The sequence below is a fragment of the Carboxylicivirga marina genome (genome assembly GCF_016612505.1).
GTDB lineage: Bacteria > Bacteroidota > Bacteroidia > Bacteroidales > Marinilabiliaceae > Carboxylicivirga > Carboxylicivirga marina.
Window position 1 is genome coordinate 1 of sequence record NZ_JAENRR010000061.1, and the last position, 20,364, is coordinate 20,364.

At 37.7% G+C, this 20,364-nt stretch carries 16 protein-coding genes; 8 read left to right on the top strand and 8 right to left on the bottom strand.

Going from position 1 to position 20,364, the window contains the following annotated elements; genetic code table 11:
• The first annotated feature begins 154 nt into the window (after positions 1-154).
• The 5 genes from JIV24_RS18215 (at position 155) to JIV24_RS18235 (ending at position 3,958) form a co-directional block, all read left to right on the top strand.
• A complete protein-coding gene (locus JIV24_RS18215; protein WP_200466510.1) occupies positions 155-730 on the top strand; it encodes an RNA polymerase sigma factor in 576 nt (191 codons plus the stop codon).
• 51 nt (positions 731-781) lie between these two features.
• Complete coding sequence (locus tag JIV24_RS18220) at positions 782-1,129, top strand: hypothetical protein (protein WP_200466511.1); 348 nt, start codon at positions 782-784, stop codon at positions 1,127-1,129.
• A gap of 1 nt (position 1,130) precedes the next feature.
• Entirely contained in the window at positions 1,131-1,637 is a 507-nt protein-coding gene (locus JIV24_RS18225; protein ID WP_200466512.1) for a hypothetical protein, read from the top strand.
• Between the two features lie 97 nt (positions 1,638-1,734).
• Positions 1,735-2,595 (top strand): hypothetical protein, encoded by an 861-nt coding sequence (locus tag JIV24_RS18230; RefSeq protein WP_200466513.1) that lies wholly within the window; start codon positions 1,735-1,737, stop codon positions 2,593-2,595.
• 238 nt (positions 2,596-2,833) lie between these two features.
• Positions 2,834-3,958, top strand: a complete 1,125-nt coding sequence (locus JIV24_RS18235) for a PLP-dependent cysteine synthase family protein (protein ID WP_200466514.1) — start codon at positions 2,834-2,836, stop codon at positions 3,956-3,958.
• A 72-nt stretch (positions 3,959-4,030) separates the two neighbouring features.
• Here the strand turns inward: JIV24_RS18235 and proC are convergent, their stop codons facing one another.
• Both proC and JIV24_RS18245 read right to left on the bottom strand, forming a co-directional pair.
• Positions 4,031-4,837 (bottom strand): pyrroline-5-carboxylate reductase, encoded by an 807-nt coding sequence (gene proC, locus JIV24_RS18240; RefSeq protein WP_200466515.1) that lies wholly within the window; start codon positions 4,835-4,837, stop codon positions 4,031-4,033.
• Positions 4,838-4,951: 114 nt separating this feature from the next.
• Positions 4,952-5,740 carry an EI24 domain-containing protein gene (locus JIV24_RS18245; protein WP_200466516.1) on the bottom strand — a complete coding sequence of 263 codons (789 nt, stop codon included), beginning with the start codon at positions 5,738-5,740 and terminating at the stop codon, positions 4,952-4,954.
• Positions 5,741-5,889: 149 nt separating this feature from the next.
• On the opposite strand from JIV24_RS18245, the gene purB reads away from it, so the two are divergent.
• The 3 genes from purB to JIV24_RS18260 all read left to right on the top strand — a co-directional run bounded on the left by purB (position 5,890) and on the right by JIV24_RS18260 (position 10,226).
• The gene (gene purB / locus JIV24_RS18250; RefSeq protein WP_234445874.1) at positions 5,890-7,242 is read left to right on the top strand and encodes an adenylosuccinate lyase; all 1,353 of its coding nucleotides are present in this window, start codon (positions 5,890-5,892) and stop codon (positions 7,240-7,242) included.
• A 133-nt stretch (positions 7,243-7,375) separates the two neighbouring features.
• Positions 7,376-9,196 (top strand): ABC transporter ATP-binding protein, encoded by a 1,821-nt coding sequence (locus JIV24_RS18255; RefSeq protein ID WP_200466518.1) that lies wholly within the window; start codon positions 7,376-7,378, stop codon positions 9,194-9,196.
• A gap of 379 nt (positions 9,197-9,575) precedes the next feature.
• A complete protein-coding gene (locus JIV24_RS18260; protein ID WP_200466519.1) occupies positions 9,576-10,226 on the top strand; it encodes a hypothetical protein in 651 nt (216 codons plus the stop codon).
• 89 nt (positions 10,227-10,315) lie between these two features.
• On the opposite strand, the gene JIV24_RS18265 is transcribed toward JIV24_RS18260, so the two are convergent.
• From JIV24_RS18265 to JIV24_RS18290, 6 genes are all read right to left on the bottom strand, one after another.
• Positions 10,316-11,854 carry a SulP family inorganic anion transporter gene (locus tag JIV24_RS18265; RefSeq protein WP_200466520.1) on the bottom strand — a complete coding sequence of 513 codons (1,539 nt, stop codon included), beginning with the start codon at positions 11,852-11,854 and terminating at the stop codon, positions 10,316-10,318.
• Between the two features lie 327 nt (positions 11,855-12,181).
• On the bottom strand, positions 12,182-13,243 hold the full coding sequence (locus JIV24_RS18270) for a uroporphyrinogen decarboxylase family protein (RefSeq protein ID WP_200466521.1): 1,062 nt from the start codon (positions 13,241-13,243) through the stop codon (positions 12,182-12,184).
• Positions 13,244-13,465: 222 nt separating this feature from the next.
• Positions 13,466-14,215 (bottom strand): 23S rRNA (guanosine(2251)-2'-O)-methyltransferase RlmB, encoded by a 750-nt coding sequence (gene rlmB, locus JIV24_RS18275; protein ID WP_200466522.1) that lies wholly within the window; start codon positions 14,213-14,215, stop codon positions 13,466-13,468.
• Positions 14,216-14,253: 38 nt separating this feature from the next.
• A complete protein-coding gene (abc-f, locus tag JIV24_RS18280) occupies positions 14,254-16,203 on the bottom strand; it encodes a ribosomal protection-like ABC-F family protein (protein ID WP_200466523.1) in 1,950 nt (649 codons plus the stop codon).
• An 83-nt stretch (positions 16,204-16,286) separates the two neighbouring features.
• A complete protein-coding gene (locus JIV24_RS18285) occupies positions 16,287-18,656 on the bottom strand; it encodes a LysM peptidoglycan-binding domain-containing protein (RefSeq protein WP_200466524.1) in 2,370 nt (789 codons plus the stop codon).
• 150 nt (positions 18,657-18,806) lie between these two features.
• Positions 18,807-20,279, bottom strand: coding sequence for an arylsulfatase (locus JIV24_RS18290; RefSeq protein WP_234445875.1), 1,473 nt, complete (start codon positions 20,277-20,279; stop codon positions 18,807-18,809).
• Positions 20,280-20,364: the final 85 nt, after the last annotated feature.

Consider the following 20,364-nt stretch of genomic DNA (forward strand, 5'->3'; position numbering starts at 1 on the left):
TACTTTTTTGTTGTGGTAAACTAAAAGTAGACATACCGGGTGGTTCTTCAAAATGTACTGCCCGGTGACTTTTTACCAGACACTAGTGATTTATTTATTGAACAACAGCAGGAATGTTTTTTTTCTGTCGTCAATAGTGTGTAGATTGATTTAAATGATAAACGAGAAATTACTTTTAGAAAGAATTACAAATGGTGATACATCTGCCTTTAGACAATTGGTAGAATATAACCATAAAAAAGTAATACACATTTGTTTATCATATGTTGGTAACACAACTGATGCTGAAGACATCGCACAGGAAGTGTTTATTGAAATGTATCGCTCAATTAAGAATTTTCGTAGCGAATCATCGATTTCCACATGGCTTTATCGCTTGTCGGTTAACAAATCGTTGGATTTTATCAGACAATCGAAGCGTCAAAAGAGGGGAAGTGGCAAGGTTAATCCGATGGAAAAATCAGAAATTGAAAGACTTAACATTTCAAACAAACAAATGGCCAGTGATTCAATAGAAGAGGAAGAACGAAAGAAAGTGCTATACCAAGCCATCGATAAACTTCCTTATCGACAAAAAGAAGCATTGCTCCTTTCGCAAATAAAAGAACTGAAACAACAAGAAGTAGCTGACACAATGAATACCACTGTATCTTCTGTTGAGTCACTTTTAGTTAGAGCCAAGCGAAAATTAAAAGAATTACTAATAAACCAAAAAGAAGAAATCTTTTAAAGCGCAGGAAAAGAATTCATTTATCGTCATATTAAAGTAAGTGAGTGTGTTATGAGAAATAATAAAAAACATATCGTAGATATTGACCAGATGCTTCGCCAAACATCGGTTGATAATTATGAACCATCAATTGATTTTGTCGATAAGGTGATGGCTCAGATAGATACGCAAAAGCAAATTAAACCTCAGAGTAAATATATAAAGTTAGGATTTCAATTGGCTGCCGCGTGTGCCCTTATCATATTTATCACCAATGTCTTTGTTTTTCTTTCATCAGCCAGCACAAGTGAAAACGCTGATAATGAATGGACATCTCTTTATGAATCCAATTCACCAACCAATTGGTACGACTATAACAATGACGACTTGTTCTTAGCTAACCACCAAACAACTGAATAACATGAAGATAACTTGCAAAATATGCTGGATTACATTAGGCTTGTTCTTGCTCGGTAATGTTGTATTACTGGGAGTTTGGTCTTTTGACGATAAGAAAAGTGAGCGCAATAAACGAGACTACAATAAAGATGAGAGGCGCCTTAAAATGCGCGATCACTTTAAGAAAAATGCAGGAATAAAAGATGCACAGTTCGACAGTATGTATCAGTTATGGAAAGGTCATTCGCAAGAAATGGATAAGCATCAATCCGAAATAGATAGCCTGCGGCACCTATTATTAAACGAAACATTTAGCGACAATCCGGATAGTACAACTGTTATACGCCTATTTAACAAACTGGCAGAAAAACAAGTTGCGGTAGAAAGAGAGAACTATTACCACTTTAGAAATTTAAGAAGCATTGGCGAAACTGATGAGCAAAGAAAAGCTATAGACAAAATGTTTCGCTCTAAACTAATTGACAGTGACCACAGGAAACGTTTCCGCGGTCAACGCCACAAATACTAACAACTCAACATACTAATAACATGCCACTTAGCAAATGCGCGCTTGCTATAATTTGATACGTATATCCATATGTTTAATCAAAAAAACACATAAAACGATGAAAAGCAGATATTTATTAACAGTAATCGCATTAGTAATGGCTTTAACTTCCGTAACAGCCCAACGAATGCAACAAAAAAAACAGTGTAACGAAAAGGGTATGAAGGGTACATTCTGCCTACTTGATGATTTAAGTGAAGAACAGCAAGAAAACCTCAAAGCCGAAAGAGTAAAGTTCTATAAAGAAACTCAGATCAACAGAAACCAGTTAGGCGAGCTCATGGCCAAAAAAAGAACACTGCAGACAATAGAACCAATTGACGAAAAAGGACTCAATAAGCTATTAGCTGAAATCAATCAAGTTAAAAGCAGTATGGCAAAAAAACAAGTCAGACATAAACAATCGATGAAAGCCTTCTTTACAGATGAGCAATTAATCGCATTTGAGCAAAATCGAGGGAAGTCTCAAATGAGAGGCCATGGTAAAGGCAGAATGCACAATATTAGAGATTGTAAAATGGCTAATGCAAAACAGATGAAAGCCAGGCATGGAGGCCAAAGAAAAGGGCAATCGAAAGGTAAACCACGCAAAGAGATGAATAGAGGTGGACAAAACATGATTTCGGATGAGTTAAGAGCTGAATTAAAGGCATCACATACTGAGCTTATGAAGCAACAGCAACCTTTAAACAATCAACTGAACGAACTAAAGGCACAATTCAAAACTCTAACTTATGGAAAAACCATTGACCTGAAACAGGTTGATAAAAACATTGATAAACAAGCAGCCATTAAGCTAGAAATTGAAAAATTAAAATCAAACCAAAAGCTGCAACTAAGGAGCAAACTTAGTGATGAGCAAAAAATTTGGTTTGACAAACATCAAATGCGAAGAAAGAACAAGCATAGAATGAATTAAAGGCATTTTTGATGCTAAAAAAGGCTCAATTGAAAAAAAATCAATTGAGCCTTTTTATTTAGTTAAGATAAAATATCTCATATATAGATACTTACATATTTATCATCAATTTGGCGTGCGAAAAATCATAAGTATTGCATCAATAAATAATGTAACATTGTCACCCTAAATGCTTGTATAAGTGTCTTAAGAGTAAGTTACAAATTATAAGCTCTATCTTTATTTAATTTCGTATACCATGAATGAAAAGCAATGCAAACGAATGCAAGGGCTATCCACCCTTATAGGAAATACTCCGCTTTTGGCAATTGAATTTGAGTACAAAGGCACCACACGTAAAATTTATGCAAAAGCAGAGTTTTTAAACCTAACTGGTAGTATTAAAGATAGAATGGCTTATCACATCTTAAGCAAAGCCTACGAAGGTGGAGATTTAAAAGAAGGTGATAGAATAATTGAAGCAACCAGTGGAAATACTGGTATTGCCTTTTCAGGAGTTGGTAAAGCTATGGGGCACCCTGTAACCATATTTATGCCAAACTGGATGAGTCAGGAGCGAAAAAACCTGATTAAAAGCTTTGGAGCCAACATACGATTAGTCACACCTGAGGAAGGTGGCTTCCTTGGGAGTATTGAAATGGCTAACCAGTTGGCTGCCGACAATGAAAATACTTTTTTACCTCGACAGTTTTCTAACTACGATAACTGCGAGGCCCATTATACATCCACAGGTCCTGAATTATTTTGGCAGTTAAAATTTCGCTCACTAATACCTGATGCTTTTGTGTCAGGCGTAGGTACTGGTGGTACCGTTATGGGCGTGGGCCAATACCTAAAAGAAAGAATTCCAGGAGTAAAAATTCACCCACTTGAACCTTCTAACTCACCAACAATGACAACAGGTTACAAAGTTGGCAAGCATAGAATCCAAGGAATTTCTGATGAATTTATTCCTTCAATTGTGAAACTAGATGAGTTAGATGAAATTGTAAGTGTTGATGATGGAGATGCTATTATCATGGCGCAAAAACTAAGCGCTGAGCTTGGTTTAGGCGTTGGTATTTCAAGTGGAGCTAACTTTCTTGGAGCACTTAAAATTCAAGAAGAATTAGGCCCTGACGCAGTCGTTGTTACGGTTTTTGCCGACGACAATAAGAAATACTTAAGCACAGACCTAATGAATGAAGAGCCAGTTAAAGATGATTTCTTATCAACGGGCGTTGAGCTAAACAGTTATGCAGCGTATAAGCGCGTTTGTCATACCTGTTGCGACCCTAAAGATTGTCTGGAATATTACTACGAAGGTAGTGAGCAAGAGGTAAAACTACCTGCATGCCCTCGTAGAGAAACAGTTACTGAATAGTTTTTTTTAATAGTTTGAATAAAGTTTTGGTTTGATAAGCCACCTCATACTGCTATGAGGTGGCTTATTTTATTATGATTCTGTTTCAAGAATTTTATTATAACCTGCAACAACACCGGATATTAGTGAAGAACTAAATCCTTCATACTCCATCTTATTCAATGATTTAATGGTGACTCCAAGTGGGGTGGTCACTTTATCAATTTCAGGTTCTGGGTGCGAGTTATTCTCAATAATAAGTTTAGATGCCCCTTTCATAATTTGAGCCGCAATCTCTTGCGAAAGTTTTGATGAAAAACCTATTTCGATACCTCCTTGCGACGCTGCCCTTAAGAAACGTAAAGCAAATGCAATACCACAGGATGCAAGCACAGTAGCTGCCGGCATCTGAGCCTCAGGAATCACCATTGTAGAACCAAGCTGGTCAAAAATATTCACCACTTCATTTTTATACTCTAAACCTTTCTCATTAAAAGACAGAGCCGTCATTGATTCTTGAATGGCAATGGCGGTATTAGGCATCACTCTGATAATAGGCATATTGCCAAGCACCTCTTCTAAATCATGAATCTTAACACCCGAGATGACTGAAATAAGTACATGATTGCCTGAGGTGAGCACCTCTTTAACCTGATTCAAAAGTGCCATAGCAGCTGTTGGCTTAACTGCTACAATCACAATTTCAGCACCTTCAATGGCCGAAACATTATCAGTTGTAATGTTAAACCCATCCTCATCTTTTAAATGTTGAATTAATTCAAGTTCGAGGTTAGTAATGGTTATCTGCTCTGGTGTCATCAAGCCACTTTTAACCAATCCCTTTGCAATCGAAGAGCCTAAATTTCCGCCCCCGAGAATAGCAATGTTTTTAGATATCATCCTTCTTTATTATGGTGGTTTATATACGATAATTACCACACAAAGCTAGACAGGATAATTGACAATAAAATCACCTATAATGGTGAATTATATCATTGTTTCAACCCATATTTATCAGACTATTGCCTTATTCTTTTCAATGATTTCATAAGCTGCCATGGTCGCTGCCACCACCGATACAACAGCTATAAACCCTGCCAGCATCACACCAATATAAGGAATCAACAATACCAACGAAAATACAAAACCATTCCCAATTGCCAGTCCTTTATTGTTGCGCATAAACCTTACACTTGCATTAATTTTAAATCGACGTCGCTCAAAAGTGTAATCTAAAAATGAAAAGCCATAAAAATAGGCGGAGACTAAAAACAGAGCTATGGGTGTCAGATAACCAATAATAGGGATAAAACTAAGAATGAATAACAGTACCGTAAAAAACATCTCGACTGATAAATTTCGAATAGCCAGAAGCACACCACGTAAGATATCACGTGCGAATTGTGAAAAATTGAATGGTAAAGACTTTCCGCTTAATATTTCTTCTGTTTTTTCGGATAGGAACGCAAAAACTGGCGACATCATAATCAGAATAATGTATCCGCCGATATAGGCATAAATAATGAAAAACAATAACCTTAACACTATCCAGATAAACCCTTTAATAAGGGTAACAACGAAGCCTGAACCCCAAAAATCCCAACTCTCGATATTCATCCATTCGTTTAAGGAGGTGATAACACCATCACTTAAGGATGTTACGGAATAAAAGCCAGCCACAAAAAGCAGAATATTAAACAATACCGGAAATATAAAATACCATCCCAGTTTGTTTCGAAACATAAATGAAGTTGCTTTTGAATATGTTTTTATTCCCAGTTGAAAGCCTTGACGATAATTCATTTCCCAAAAGTTATTGTTTCCAGACAGGAATTGAGCCTGTATCGATTAAAAATTCATCATTCCTACCTAAATCATAAGCGGTCAAAATTAAGCTTTTCGCGTAAAATTTTACTACTTTTGTGCTGCCAAAAAATCAAATAGAAAAAATGATGGATATTCAATTATTGACTGCCATATCGCCGGTGGACGGGCGATACAGAAACAAAGTAGATGGATTAGCTTTGTATTTTTCAGAATACGCTTTAATTCGCTACCGTGTACTTGTTGAAATAGAGTACTTTATTGCTCTTTGCGAGCAGCCATTACCACAATTGGCCGACTTTGACAAAGCGCTTTACGAAGACTTACGTAAGGTGTACAAAAACTTTGAACTGGAAGATGCTGACCGCGTGAAAGAAATCGAGTCGGTAACTAATCATGATGTGAAAGCGGTTGAATATTTCATTAAAGAGAAGTTTGATGATTTAAAACTGGATAAATACAAAGAGTTTATCCACTTTGGTTTAACATCTCAAGACATCAATAATACAGCTGTACCTTATTCGTTGCGCGATGCAGTGCACGATGTGTATTATCCTTTATTGGAAGAGCTCATTCAAACACTTGACCAGTTAGCTACAGATTGGAAAGACATTCCGATGTTAGCAAAAACACACGGCCAGCCAGCCTCTCCTACTCGCTTAGGAAAAGAAATGAAAGTTTACGTTGAGCGTTTGAACAAGCAACTAGCATTATTAAAAGGAATTCCTTGTTCAGCTAAATTTGGTGGAGCTACTGGTAACTTTAATGCGCACAATGCTGCATATCCAGAAATTAACTGGGTTGATTTTGGCAACAACTTCGTTAATAACATCCTTAAGTTAGACCGTGAGCAGGTAACTACACAGATTTCTAATTACGATAACATGGCTGCTTCGTTTGACAATTTCAAACGTATCAATGTTATTTTATTGGATTTATCTCGCGACTTCTGGACTTACATTATGATGGAGTACTTTAAGCAGAAAATTAAGAAAGGCGAAGTTGGTTCAAGCGCGATGCCACATAAAGTAAACCCGATTGACTTTGAAAACGCTGAAGGTAACTTAGGTATTGCCAACTCAATATTCTCGCACTTAGCCGAGAAACTACCGGTTTCACGTTTACAGCGCGATTTAACTGACTCAACTGTATTGCGTAACATCGGCGTACCCATTGCGCACTCTGTTATTTCTATTCGCTCTTTAGCCAAAGGTTTAGGTAAATTACTACTAAACGAAAAGGCCATTGTAAGAGACCTTGAAGATAACTGGGCGGTTGTAGCTGAGGGTATTCAAACAATTCTTCGTCGTGAGGGCTATCCAAATCCTTACGAGGCATTAAAAGAATTAACGCGTACCAATGAAGAAATCAATGCTAAAACAATGGCAGCCTTTATTGAAACACTAAATGTTTCAGAAGAGGTTAAAGAAGAGATGAGAGCATTAACACCTCACTCATACACCGGCGTTTTTAAGATATAATAACAAGACACTTCTTGTGATTCGGGCGGTAAAAGCATACTTTTACTGCCCGTTTTGCATTTTGGCAAGAAGATTGACCTACGTGTATAACGGTGATCAACTGTCATATTGACATTAAACACAATAATCAATAATGAAAGACTTTTTTAGAGTACTGCGCATTTATCTGCCTCCTTACAAAGCCAAATTAGCATTAACATTTCTTTTTAATCTACTAGCTGCATTATTTATCGTTTTCTCAATGGCAGCGATGATACCAATGCTTGAGGTTATACTCGAAGATGATAAAGAAGTCACATCATTGGTTGAATGGGCATTTGATAAAGATGCCTTGTTCCATAATATCTACTATTACATCACTATTATAAAAACCAAACATGGCGCCGGAACCACTTTACTTTATTTAGGTTTCTTTGGAATTGTTGCTACCATGCTAAAAACTGGCTTCACCTATTTGGCCTCCTATACAATTACAGGAATACGAAATGGAGTAACACGTGATATCAGAAAAGCCATATACAACAAGATGATACAACTACCCCTTGGCTTCTATAGCAATGAGAAAAAGGGAGATATGATGGCACGTTCAACTGCTGATGTTCAGGAAGTTGAAATTTCAGTGATGTCGTCATTGGATATGTTTCTGAAAAATCCAATCATCATTATAGTTGTCTTAACTTCTATGTTTTTGGTAAGTATTGAACTGACATTCTTTGTTTTTGTAGTGCTTCCTATCGCCGGATTTATTATCGGGCGAATTGGTAAAAGCTTGAAAAAAACCTCACGTGAAGGTCAAACAAAGCTTGGACAAATTCTCGGTATTATCGAAGAAACACTGTCTGGTTTACGAATAATAAAAGCCTTTAATGCCGAAAGGCGAATGGAATCGCGCTTTAGCGTAGATGTAGAAAGCTACAGAAGAACGATGAATAAGTTACAAAGACGAAGACACCTGGCACACCCTACGAGTGAATTTCTGGGCACTATCGTTTTTGTTATTATTATTTGGTACGGCGGTTCGTTAATTCTTAAAGAAGATTCCAGTCTGAACATGGCAACATTCTTAATGTATCTTGGAATGTTCTACCAGATTATCAATCCGGCGAAAGCCTTTTCACAAGCAGCTTACAGCATACAAAAAGGTATGGCGGCATATGAACGCATAGAGCATATATTAGATGCCGACCTGGATATTAAGGAGCATGATGGCTCCGAGCAAATCAAAGCGTTTAATAAAGAAGTTGAATACCGTAATATTACCTTCGCCTACGAAGATGTCAAGGTACTGAAGGATGTAAGCCTGACCATCCCACAAGGCAAAACAGTAGCATTGGTTGGTCAGTCAGGTAGCGGTAAAACAACATTTGTAGATCTATTACCTCGCTTCTATGATGTTCAGGGCGGTGGTATTTATATCGATGGTGTTAACATTAAAGATTTAAAGCTGTATGACTTGCGTGAGTTAATGGGCAATGTCAATCAGGAAGCTATCTTATTCAATGATTCTATTTACAACAATATTACTTTCGGAGTAGAGAATGCCACTGAAGAAGCCGTTATTAATGCCGCTAAAGTAGCCAATGCACACGACTTTATTACAGCCAGTGAACACGGATATCAAACCATAATTGGTGATAGAGGAAGTAAACTGTCTGGTGGTCAACGTCAGCGAATTAGTATTGCCCGAGCTATTCTTAAAAACCCTCCTATTCTCATTTTAGATGAAGCAACATCGGCTCTCGATACTGAATCGGAACGCCTTGTTCAGGATGCCTTAGAGAATCTGATGAAAAACCGTACTTCCTTGGTTATTGCCCACCGCTTATCAACCGTACGTAATGCCGATTTGATATGTGTTTTTAACGAAGGCCAGATTGTTGAAACCGGTACGCATGATGAATTAATTGAGAAAGATGGCATTTACAACAAGCTACATTCGATGCAAATGAGTTAAATTTTCTATTTAACACATCGCACGATATTAATCATAACACAAGTCTCTTAATATTTCATTAGGAGACTTTTTTATTTTTCCCGGCTGTATTATCATTTTTCATGCATGCCTTTATGTTTTGCCACGCGTGACAAATCACTCCAATACACATACAAGATAAACCACTAATAATCTGCACAATACGCAAAACAAAATCACATTATATCATTTACATATCGCAATTATAACAAAAACTGTTCTACAATGACTCTTCATTTCACCTATAGCCTTATTGTTAAGTACAATAATCTACACTGTAATGCCATTCACATTTTTTAACATCACTTTTGTAACATTTCGGCATCGAATTACATAAATACATACTAAAAACTTGTAGGATATGGTGTTGAAAGATTGGGTTGGGTTAGTTACAGGTTTAGTTATCTCATCAATGGTAACAGCTCAAAATGCTGTCGACCAAAAAATAAAGCGCTACAATAAAGTTGGCAACCTTAAAGTTGATACAAGCTTTAACAGTAGCTACCTGAATGATTTTATGATTCCCTATCAGGAATTTGCCGATTTACACAATTGCAAAATCAAGATTAAAAACAAGAAACTAAAAACTACAATGGCAGCTCGGCCACATTTTTTCTCCCTGCTCCTGGGTAAAAAGAACCGACGCTACGTGATCTTAGTTAATAAAAATGAATCGTTTAAAGGCGTGCACTTAAAGGATGTTCCGTCAGAAGCACGTGTAGGCCTATTTGCTCATGAACTAATGCACATTCGCGATTACGAAAGTCGAAAGGTAAGCGGTGTAATGGAGCGCGGCTTTCAGTATTTATCGCATAAGGGTAAAAAGAAGGTTGAGCATTATACCGATAGCTTAACCATTGCAGCAGGTTTTGGCCAGCAATTATACCATTGGGCATCGTATGTATTACACGATTCTGATGCCTGTGAGGAGTACAAGAATTTTAAATCAGAGGTTTATATGTGCCCTGTCACAATTCTATCACAAATGGAAGCAACACGGCCAAGACCATAGTATTGCCTTAGTCATCTATTAGATATAAATGTAAAATAGCCGGTGAAGTATCATTCCACCGGCTATTTTATGTCCATTATCTTTCTTAATTAAGCATCATAAACCACCATAAACTTGCGTTTATCCGGGTCAATAGATATATCAATTTTAGCGGTTGCCAGAATATCTTTACATCCTTTCGAAAGATTCACAAACGAAATTTCTTTACCCACTTCCTGATACTTATCATTTAACTTTCTGATAGCTTCTATCCCACTTTGATCAACCACTCGGCTACTTTCAAAGTCAATAATTACTTTGTCCTCATCGCTTTTGGCGTCAAATATTTCACCAAATGCTGTTGTAGAACCAAAGAACAATGGCCCGTGAATATCATAGTGCTTAATGCCGTTTTCATCTTTTCTTATGCGAGCATGAATGCCGGTTGCGTGATCCCAGGCAAAAGCCAGGGCTGATAATACAACTCCGATAGCTACTGCCAATGCCAGATTATGGAATACAACAGTTACCACAGCTACAATAATCATAATCAAAAAGTCATCCTTTGGTGTTTTCTTGATATTTTTGATACTTGACCATTCAAATGTGCCATATGCCACCATAAACATCACACCAATAAGTGCTGCAACGGGTATCATCTCAATAACAGGCGATAAGAACATGATGAACATTAACAAGGTAATAGCTGCTACTAAGCCCGACAAACGTCCGCGAGCGCCTGAGTTAATATTGATCATACTCTGTCCAATCATGGCACAACCACCCATGCTACCAAACGCACCGGAAATACAGTTGGCTACACCCTGTGCTAAACTTTCACGATTACCACTACCACGTGTATCAGTACGCTCATCAATAATGGTTAATGTAAGTAAGCTCTCAATCAAACCAACACCCGCCACGCTAATGGCTGGAAGCAAAATGATTTTTAGAGTTGCCATACTAAACAAATCAGCAGGATAATCAGTAAAAACAGAGGGTAAACCTCCCTGCATCGACTTTCCTTTCAAAAGGTTAAAAACAGTAGGCGTTTCGATACCTGGCACAAATGATAAGCCGGCAATAACTAAAATAGCAACCAAGGCAGATGGAATGGCTTTTGTAAATCGAGGAAGTACAACCATAATAACAATGGTTAATGCTACCAATGCAGATATGGTAAAAAGTTTTGTTCCGCTATAGCAGGCAAATACACCAGAAGCATCACTTCCAAACATTGGAAATTGCGCCATAAAAATCACAATGGCTAAACCATTAACAAATCCAAGCATTACCGAATGCGGTACCAATCGAATAAACTTACCTAAACGAAGCGCACCAACAGCCATCTGAATTAAACCTCCTAATATAATGGTCGGGTACAAATAAGCTTCTCCGTATGTTTGCACTGTAGCAGCAACCACAACAGCAATAGCTCCGGTAGCTCCTGAAATCATTCCCGGACGTCCTCCTAATAAAGAAGTAAAGAAACCCATTATACAGGCAGCATAAAGGCCAATAAGCGGATCTACGCCAGCTATAAATGAGAAGGCAATGGCTTCGGGCACCAAAGCAATAGCAACGGTTATACCCGATAAAATTTCATTTTTGATACTTGAACCGTAAATCAGTTCTTTAATAAATGTCATGTATAGATTTTTAAATTATTTACAGCACAATAGCACATCACATTAGTAATGCAACTAGATTAATCTGAGTTTGATATAAACTTTAAAACTCAGCTTATTCCAAAAAGTGGGGATTTAATTGCTTATAAGGCAATCATAAAAGGATAATGAATTAGCGGCTGCAAAGATAGTAATAATGCCATTAAGATGGAAACATAAAGTTTAAAGTAAGGATTCAAACCGTTTGCTGATAATCTGCCTACTCGCTCATTTCATCATGAAGCACAAAAAAAAGCCTTGTTTCACCACTCATGAAACAAGGCTTAAAGTAATGCGATTATTCAATAACTAATACTTCCATTCTTTGGCAGCTTCATACATAGCCACCACATTCTCTACAGGCGTTTCTACTTTCAATTTGTGCGAAGGTCCCAAAATAAAACCTCCACCAGGAGCCATTGAATCTAATAGTTTCTTAACTCCGTCTTTAACTTGTTGTGGTGTTCCCTGGCGCAATAATAACTCCTCATCTAATGCACCCGAAAAGGTAATGTAATTACCAAAATCTTCTTTCAAACCATTAGGTTCCATACCATTTGCTCTGGTCTGAATTGGATCTAAAACATCAGCACCTAAACTAATAAACTCAGGCAGCAACTTACGAACTCCTCCGCAAGAATGCATGTAAAACTTAACGCCTTGTGATTTAGGTATTTTTACAAATGCCTCAATGGCTGGTTTACAGTACTGCTCCCAAATGTCGTTACTAATGGATAGGCCCGACTGCGAACCAAAATCATCGGCAATACGAATAAAGTCAATGCCTCCATTCGATTTGTCGAAAAACTTCGAAATAAAATCGAGGTAAAAATGACTAACCTTTTGTGTTAATGCATCAAAAAACTTTGGGTGATACATGATAACATCTAAAAAGGCATCGCGCCCAAGCAGGCGTTGAATAATGCGAAATAAACCAGGAGATGAATAACCTGGCGCACTCATTACAGCATAATTCTTGTACTTTTCGATTTTCTTTGGCAACGAATCAAAATCGAACAAATCGGTTGTAGGCCACTCAAAATCATCTAATGCGGCCGGTTCTGTTTGTCCTTCTAGAGGAAACTTGGTGGCTTCCCAAAACTCAAAGTCACCATTTTTAACCCTTGAATAACCAACTCCCCATATATCGGTCTTAGTAAGACCATCATTCCCCACTAAATTTTTACCTACATAATCCGGTTCAACCCAACGAAAGTCAACATCCAGATATTCCAATAATTGATCGCGATTCTGAAACCCCAGGTGCGCCATCAACTTTGCACCAAATTCGGGGACGTCCCAATAGAAAAATGGCACTCGATCCGGTTGTTCGTGGTTTAGTGCCTTTAGGACTCTTTCCTTGTGAATCATAAGCGTTGCATTTGATTAAAAAATATGATTTTCCTCATCGCAAAACTTGTCGAATTTAGAAAAGATATGACAAAAATCAAATTTTTCAGGATGAAAGGCACTTTTTACATGATTAAAATCAGGTAAGAAAATTGCCTATCATTGAGTAATGACAGGTGTTTGAAATCAAATTAACGCTAAATGTTAAAATTTAAGATTCATTAATGCAAAGTTTACAAATTGTTAAATTTGTCGCACTTTAACAATTTCATACATCAAAATACCTGCAGCAACCGACACATTTAATGATTCTATTTCGCCCATAACAGGAATCTTACTTTTGATTTCTGCGGCGGCTAAAATCTTAGGGTTCACACCTCTGTCTTCAGCTCCCATAACCAAAGCAATCGGGCCACGATAATTGGCCTCATTATAATTAATGGCCCCTTTTTCGGAGGCAGCAACAACTTTTAATCCACTTCCCTGAAGAAACTCAACAGTTGATATTAGGCTACGAACCCGACAAACCGGAATAGTATGCAAAGCACCTGCTGATGTTTTCATGGCATCAGCAGTTACGGCAGCAGCACCCGTTTCAGGAATAATAATGGCATCAACACCTGCACATTCGGCCGTACGTGCAATGGCTCCAAAATTACGCACATCGGTAATATGATCTAACACCAATACAAAAGGTTCTTTTCCTTCGTCGAACAAAGTAGGTATGATTTGCTCAACATCCTGATAAGTTACAGGAGATATCATGGCAATAACTCCCTGGTGATTCTGACGGGTTACCCTGTTAAGCTTTTCAATTGGTACAAACTGAAAAGGGATATTATGCTCCCTTACAAGATCAAGAAAGCTTTGAAATAGTGCACCTTGCAGACCTTTCTTAATCATTACTTTTTCAATTTCTTTACCTGCACTTATCGCTTCTTGTACGGCACGTATACCGAATACCATTTGTTGTTCTTTCTCTTGCTTAGCCATAATAATTATTTGTTTCTTTTGGGGTTAGTAGACGGTATCTAATCCAAATCTTCTTTTTGTTGCAGTAAGCTTTCTAATGTTTCCTGAGCCTCTTCCCAGATAGTCATCTCAGCTTCCAAGCTTGTTTCAGCCTCTTTGTAATTTGTAAATAAGCTTGTATCCGAAGCATTTTCGGGTAGACTTATTTTTTGATTTAAATCTTCTATCTTCTCTTCTAACTGAGCAATATTTAATTCACTCTGTTCAACCAAACGCTCAGCTTTCTTTATCTTCTTATTCAATTCCTTTCGCTCTTCAAAAGACAACTTTCCTTTTGAAGTTTCCTTTTTTAGCGATTCATTCTTTTTGGTAGCAATTGAGGCATTTAAATCATTCAGACTCTCCATCTTTTTCTTATCCAGAAATTCATAGATACCTCCGATATGCTCTTTTATCTTTTTGTGCCTGAATTCGTAAACCTTATCAACCAAGTCGTCAAGGAATTCCCTATCGTGCGAAACCAGTATAACTGTACCATCAAAATCGCGCAAAGCCTGCTTTAAGATATCTTTAGAGCGCATATCCAAATGGTTTGTTGGCTCATCGAGAATTAGCAAATTAACAGGCTCGAGCAATAGCTTGACCATGGCCAAACGCGTACGTTCACCTCCCGACAAAACTGATACTTTCTTATCTACTTCTTCACCCGAAAACATAAAAGCACCCAGTAAATCTCTCACTTTAGTGCGAATATCACCAACTGCTACCAGGTCAATGGTTTCGAAAACCGTATGACTTTCATCCAATCGCTCGGCTTGATCCTGAGCAAAATAGCCAATCTTCACATTGTGCCCCAAAGTTAGTTTACCCTGGTGAGCCAATTCACTCATGATTATACGCGCCATGGTGGTTTTACCCTCTCCATTACGCCCAACGAATGCAACTTTTTCACCACGTTCAATGGTAATATCTACCTCATCAAGCACCAACAAATCACCATAAGCTTTGCTAAGCTCATCGGCTTTTACAACAACAGTACCTGAGCGTGGTGCAGGTGGAAATTTGATATTAAGTGATGAATTATCAAATTCATCAACTTCGATACGATCCAATTTCTCAAGCTGCTTTATGCGCGATTGCACCTGCACAGCTTTAGTTGATTTATATCTGAATCGCTCAATGAACTTCTCGGTATCTTCTATCTTCTTTTTTTGATTGACAAAGGCATTTAGCTGTTGTTCTCTGCGTTCTTTTCGCAGCTCAATAAACTTTGAGTAACTGGCCTTATAATCATAAATCCTACCCAATGAAATTTCAACACTTCGCTTGGTAATATTATCAAGAAAGGCTTTATCATGGGAGATTAAAACAACGGCTCCGCTATACGTTTTTAAGAAATCTTCGAGCCATTGAATCGAATCAATATCAAGGTGGTTGGTTGGCTCATCGAGTAAAAAGATATCCGGTTGTTCGAGCAGTATTTTAGCTAGTTCAATACGCATTCGCCATCCGCCACTAAACTCACCTGTATTACGCCCAAAGTCGCTCCTCTCAAATCCTAAACCTTTAAGCGTTGTTTCAATTAATGCCTCGTGATTAGAACCTCCCAATAAGTTAAAACGCTCGGTAAGTTCATTCAATTTATCAAGCAATGCCATATACGATTCCGATTCATAATCGCTCCGCTCGGCCACTTCCATATTAATGTCAGCAATATTTTTTTCAAGTCCTTTTAACTCTGCAAAAGCCAACTCTACCTCTTCAACAACTGTTCTTGTATCGGCATATTTCATATGCTGTGGCAAGTACCCAACCTTTAAACCTCTGGGCATCGTTACGGTGCCAGATGTTGGTTCTTGATGACCTGAAATTATTTTGAGCAGCGTTGATTTTCCGGCACCATTCTTACCAATAAGACCAATGCGATCTTTATTATTGATTAAAAATGAAATCTCTTCGAAGAGTTTAAAACCACCGAAATCAACGGTTAACTGATTAATCGAAACCATGCATTAAAATTTGTGCAAAGATAGCATAAAAAAGCTGACAGCTAGAGGCCGTCAGCTAAGTGTATTTCTATCTCTTTTTGAATCTATTGTACTTCTTCAATCTCTAAATTAAAATCAGGGCTGAATTTCAGAACAAAAAGCCCATGATTATAAAAGCCACCCCAATTTGATACGCGCAAAAAGTTCAATTTCGACTGTATTGTATGCGGTTTATGATGCAGTAAGCAATGCGGAAAATTTGTTCCATAATCGCGAAGTGCTGATATAAAATAATAGCTCACATCGTGTCCCCATAAACTGTAGCGACTCATATTTGATTGTGCCGAAGCTGCCTGGAAGAACGGCGAAATAGCAATAGGCTCCGTTTTAAACCAATGACGATAAGCCATAATTCGCTCATCATTTATTGAATCATTATAATCAACCGCATAATAACTAAAAATTCGACCATTCAGCTGATGAATATCTTCCGGATTTATCGTGTTGTACTTCATCCAATCGGGCAAGCCCCATAAAGTCACATTGGCTTTTGTTTTATCGGCAGCACCTTTTACAGTTGTAACGATACGGTTTACCTGCGCTTCTTCAATGGATGGAATAAGTACTGTGTTTTCTTTATTCTTATCCAACATGCGTTCCAGACTTGCTAAATCATCTTGCTTAAACTTATACTCAACAAAATCAGGCACTTCTCCATTCTTAAAACTCTCCCAATAAACTTTGTCGCGTATCAACTGGCTCAAGCGTTGTTCAAACTCATTATCCTCGTTTTCTGTTCGAATCATCACCAATCGATTACCTCTAGAGCTTTGAATTACCCGACGAGCCATTATATCAAACATCAAAGTATCTGAAGGATTGGCCTGAAACAATAAAGGATTATGATCCATTTGCTTGTTCAGTGTTGACAGAGGGTAAACCATAGGTATTTCATGTTGCTTCGAAAAATCTGATACATACTTCAGATTTGAAGAATAGGCAGGTCCGATAATCAGGTCGACATGTTCCAGTTCAGGCTTACTCAATATTTCTTTCAACTTAAGACTATCTGGTGCTGTATCATACACAAACAAGTCAACATTGACACCCTCTTGCTTAAGTGTTTCTAAGGCTAATAACACTCCCTGATAAAACTCCACAAACACTTTCGAACGCATCGAGAGGCGGCGATTTTCATTTGGTGTTTGTATCATTTCACCATTTAATTCCTCCTCTGTAAAATTCATACGACGAGTTGCTTCAACATTAAACGGCAACATCAATGCAACTTTTATTGAAGGACGTGTTAAACTATAATCATACAAGTCGCACTCCATTTTTTCAAATGGCAATACGCCTTTTTTATTCACTTCTGAATCTTCTAAATTAACTTGTAATTCAGATTCGTAATATTGCTCAACCCATTTTTTTGTAGGCACTTTAATAACCATGCCTTTTTTCCATTTTACCAGGTCAATGCCGGCTGACGCATTTACTTTTTCAATAATATCAGAAGGGATATCATATTTATCGGCTACATCATAAAGTTGTTCACGCTTTTTAATTTTGTGGTTTTTTAATACCGCATCTTCAAAAGGATTTTCTTTTTTCCCATGCTTTATGCTTGCCTTAGGGATTCGAACTAAATAACCATTGGGTAAATCATTGGCATTAATTGATTTATTGGCAATAATTACATCGTGTGGCTTAGCATTATAACTTTCAGCTATACTGTAGAGAGTTTCTCCTTCCTTTATTTTGTGATAGATATATAATGCATCATCGGTACCGCCCACTTTTTCTTTTGGTGCTAAATCGCGCTCTTCAATAACATCAACAGGTACTCTAATAAATGAACCGGCAGTTAACACACCAGATTCAAGCCCTTCGTTATACTTCAGAATATCGTTGATATCCAATCTGTATTTTTTAGCAATACCATATAATGTTTCTTTGGGCTCCACTTTGTGCACGTAATAACCATCATCACTAATTGTATAATTAATGTGTCGTACCTTATCCTTTGGAATTTTGATAAAAGCGCCCAGCAACAATTGCTGATCACTGCCCGGGTTGTTATCGTATATATCCTGTAAATCTACCCGATATCGCTTAGCTATGTAGTAAGCTGTTTGTCCTTTTTCAACGGTATGATAAATATACTCTTCTGATTTTAACTGAGCTTCAGTACTATTACGGCCTTTAATTACCGGCACCTTCAATACCTGACCAAGTTTAAGGCCAAAAGCTGCAGATGGATTTACTTCCAGTATTTCTTTCTGAGAAACCCCATAGGATACACTAATTCGATAAAGGCCTTCTCCTTGTTGCACTTTATGCAAATAATACTCTTTTCCATCAATGAAAATTTTCTCAGTTCCTTCGGGAATGTTGCTTTGAGCAACAGCTCCAAACTGAAAAACAGGGGGAAAAGCGAATAGAACACCAACAAGGGCAATTACGAAATACTTCATATGTATTATTAGTCAGATTGATACAATCACAAAACAGGCTCATTTTAATAACTAACAAACATATGCCTGTAATTAATCTTCAAAAATAAAAAAAGCGGTGATACCAAACAAAGCAACACCGCAATAAATATTTAACGCAAATCTACTTGCTTATTGTGGATAATTTGGACTAATCAGAATGTTTTTATCAAATGTATTGAGTTTCCCACTCTTTAAATAAGGCTCGCCGCGCTCTTTGAGGTGTTTTACCATTCTCGTGCGCCAGTATTTGAGTTCCTTCTTATAATCACCATCTGTTAATAAATTGACTTCTTCACCTTCATCTTTTTCTAAATCAAACAACTGCTCAACACCGGTTCTAAAAAACCAGACATACTTCGTTTTTCCATTTGTTAAAGCACACCAGTAGTTATGGGAATCATAAGTTGTTGCATGCTCTAAATCAATATATTCTCGCCATTGTTTTTCACCCCTCACAATGCTCATCATCGAAAGACCATCCATTTCATTTGGTTTCTTTATACCTCCTACATCAAGCATTGTTGGCAGGATGTCGCGTAATTCAACACAATGAAGTTGTTCCACTTTACTAATTTGGCCAGTATCGTCAGAATTGGGCCACTTCATAATAAAAGGAATACGAGTGGAGCCCTCGTAAGCATAGGTTTTTCGCCAGTGGTTATGATCGCCCAGCATATCACCATGATCAGACACGAACAAAATCAGGGCATTATCATACATTCCTTTTCTCTTAAGTTCATCAACTAAACGACCAATTTGCTCATCGATAAATGTAATTGCAGCATAATAGTGACGACGAGAATTAAGCGCATGAGCCACCCCATAATCGCCAAAAGCTGCATCTTTATCTTTAGGATAGTGGGCAAATTCATTGGCCCAATCGCCCATAAATGGCGCTGGCATATCAGTATCTTTGTACAAATCAAGGAAACGTTTTGGCGGATCGTATGGACTATGTGGCCTGGCGAAGCTCACTTTCAAAAACAAAGGTTTATCGTCCTTGTACTCTTTTAAAAAATCAATAGCTGTTTGTGATGTCCAATAAGTTGGGTGTAAATTCTCAGCCAAAACATAGGCAGAAGCACGGTGCTCATTCCAACCAATTCCGGTCGCATCCGGGTTTAGTTGTGGAGCCTGTTCTTTAAACCACTTTCGATAATCACTTTCAAAATCAGGCGATTCCACACGGCCACTTTCATCCAATATTGTCTGATGAAAACCATGAAGATTACGCTGCGGGTGCCAATGCATCTTGCCAATACCAATGGTATAATAACCATTATCACGTAAGATTTGTGGCATTTCATATGGGTATTTTTCGGCTACTTTGTAATACCCCAACATACCATGTTTCCATGGCGACATACCAGTTAATAAACCAGCTCGTGCAGGCGTGCAACTAGGAACTGATGAATACCCATTTGAAAACCAAACACCATCATCGGCTAGCTTATCTATATTAGGGGTAAATATTTGTGCATTCTCTTTACCCAGGCAATCACCGCGTTGCTGGTCGGTCATTATTAATATAATGTGCGGCTTTTCCTGAGCTTGAATCTGAAGCGTACAAAAAAGCAGAAGGAGACAAAAAAAGTTTTTCATAATTAATACATATTTCCTTAAGCAAAATTGCATTAATTATACACAACCAATGTTTAGCTATGTTCAAAAGTGAGTAGATAAAAAC

Bases quoted from the DNA above. Each gene is read 5' to 3' on its own strand.
- JIV24_RS18245 (WP_200466516.1), bottom strand. From the start codon at position 5,740: ATGAATTATCGTCAAGGCTTTCAACTGGGAATAAAAACATATTCAAAA.
- JIV24_RS18235 (WP_200466514.1), top strand. From the start codon at position 2,834: ATGAATGAAAAGCAATGCAAACGAATGCAAGGGCTATCCACCCTTATA.
- JIV24_RS18265 (WP_200466520.1), bottom strand. From the start codon at position 11,854: ATGACATTTATTAAAGAACTGATTTACGGTTCAAGTATCAAAAATGAA.
- JIV24_RS18230 (WP_200466513.1), top strand. From the start codon at position 1,735: ATGAAAAGCAGATATTTATTAACAGTAATCGCATTAGTAATGGCTTTA.
- JIV24_RS18255 (WP_200466518.1), top strand. From the start codon at position 7,376: ATGAAAGACTTTTTTAGAGTACTGCGCATTTATCTGCCTCCTTACAAA.
- JIV24_RS18260 (WP_200466519.1), top strand. From the start codon at position 9,576: ATGGTGTTGAAAGATTGGGTTGGGTTAGTTACAGGTTTAGTTATCTCA.
- JIV24_RS18290 (WP_234445875.1), bottom strand. From the start codon at position 20,279: ATGAAAAACTTTTTTTGTCTCCTTCTGCTTTTTTGTACGCTTCAGATT.
- abc-f (WP_200466523.1), bottom strand. From the start codon at position 16,203: ATGGTTTCGATTAATCAGTTAACCGTTGATTTCGGTGGTTTTAAACTC.
- JIV24_RS18270 (WP_200466521.1), bottom strand. From the start codon at position 13,243: ATGATTCACAAGGAAAGAGTCCTAAAGGCACTAAACCACGAACAACCG.
- JIV24_RS18215 (WP_200466510.1), top strand. From the start codon at position 155: ATGATAAACGAGAAATTACTTTTAGAAAGAATTACAAATGGTGATACA.
- JIV24_RS18225 (WP_200466512.1), top strand. From the start codon at position 1,131: ATGAAGATAACTTGCAAAATATGCTGGATTACATTAGGCTTGTTCTTG.
- JIV24_RS18285 (WP_200466524.1), bottom strand. From the start codon at position 18,656: ATGAAGTATTTCGTAATTGCCCTTGTTGGTGTTCTATTCGCTTTTCCC.
- purB (WP_234445874.1), top strand. From the start codon at position 5,890: ATGGATATTCAATTATTGACTGCCATATCGCCGGTGGACGGGCGATAC.
- JIV24_RS18220 (WP_200466511.1), top strand. From the start codon at position 782: ATGAGAAATAATAAAAAACATATCGTAGATATTGACCAGATGCTTCGC.
- rlmB (WP_200466522.1), bottom strand. From the start codon at position 14,215: ATGGCTAAGCAAGAGAAAGAACAACAAATGGTATTCGGTATACGTGCC.
- proC (WP_200466515.1), bottom strand. From the start codon at position 4,837: ATGATATCTAAAAACATTGCTATTCTCGGGGGCGGAAATTTAGGCTCT.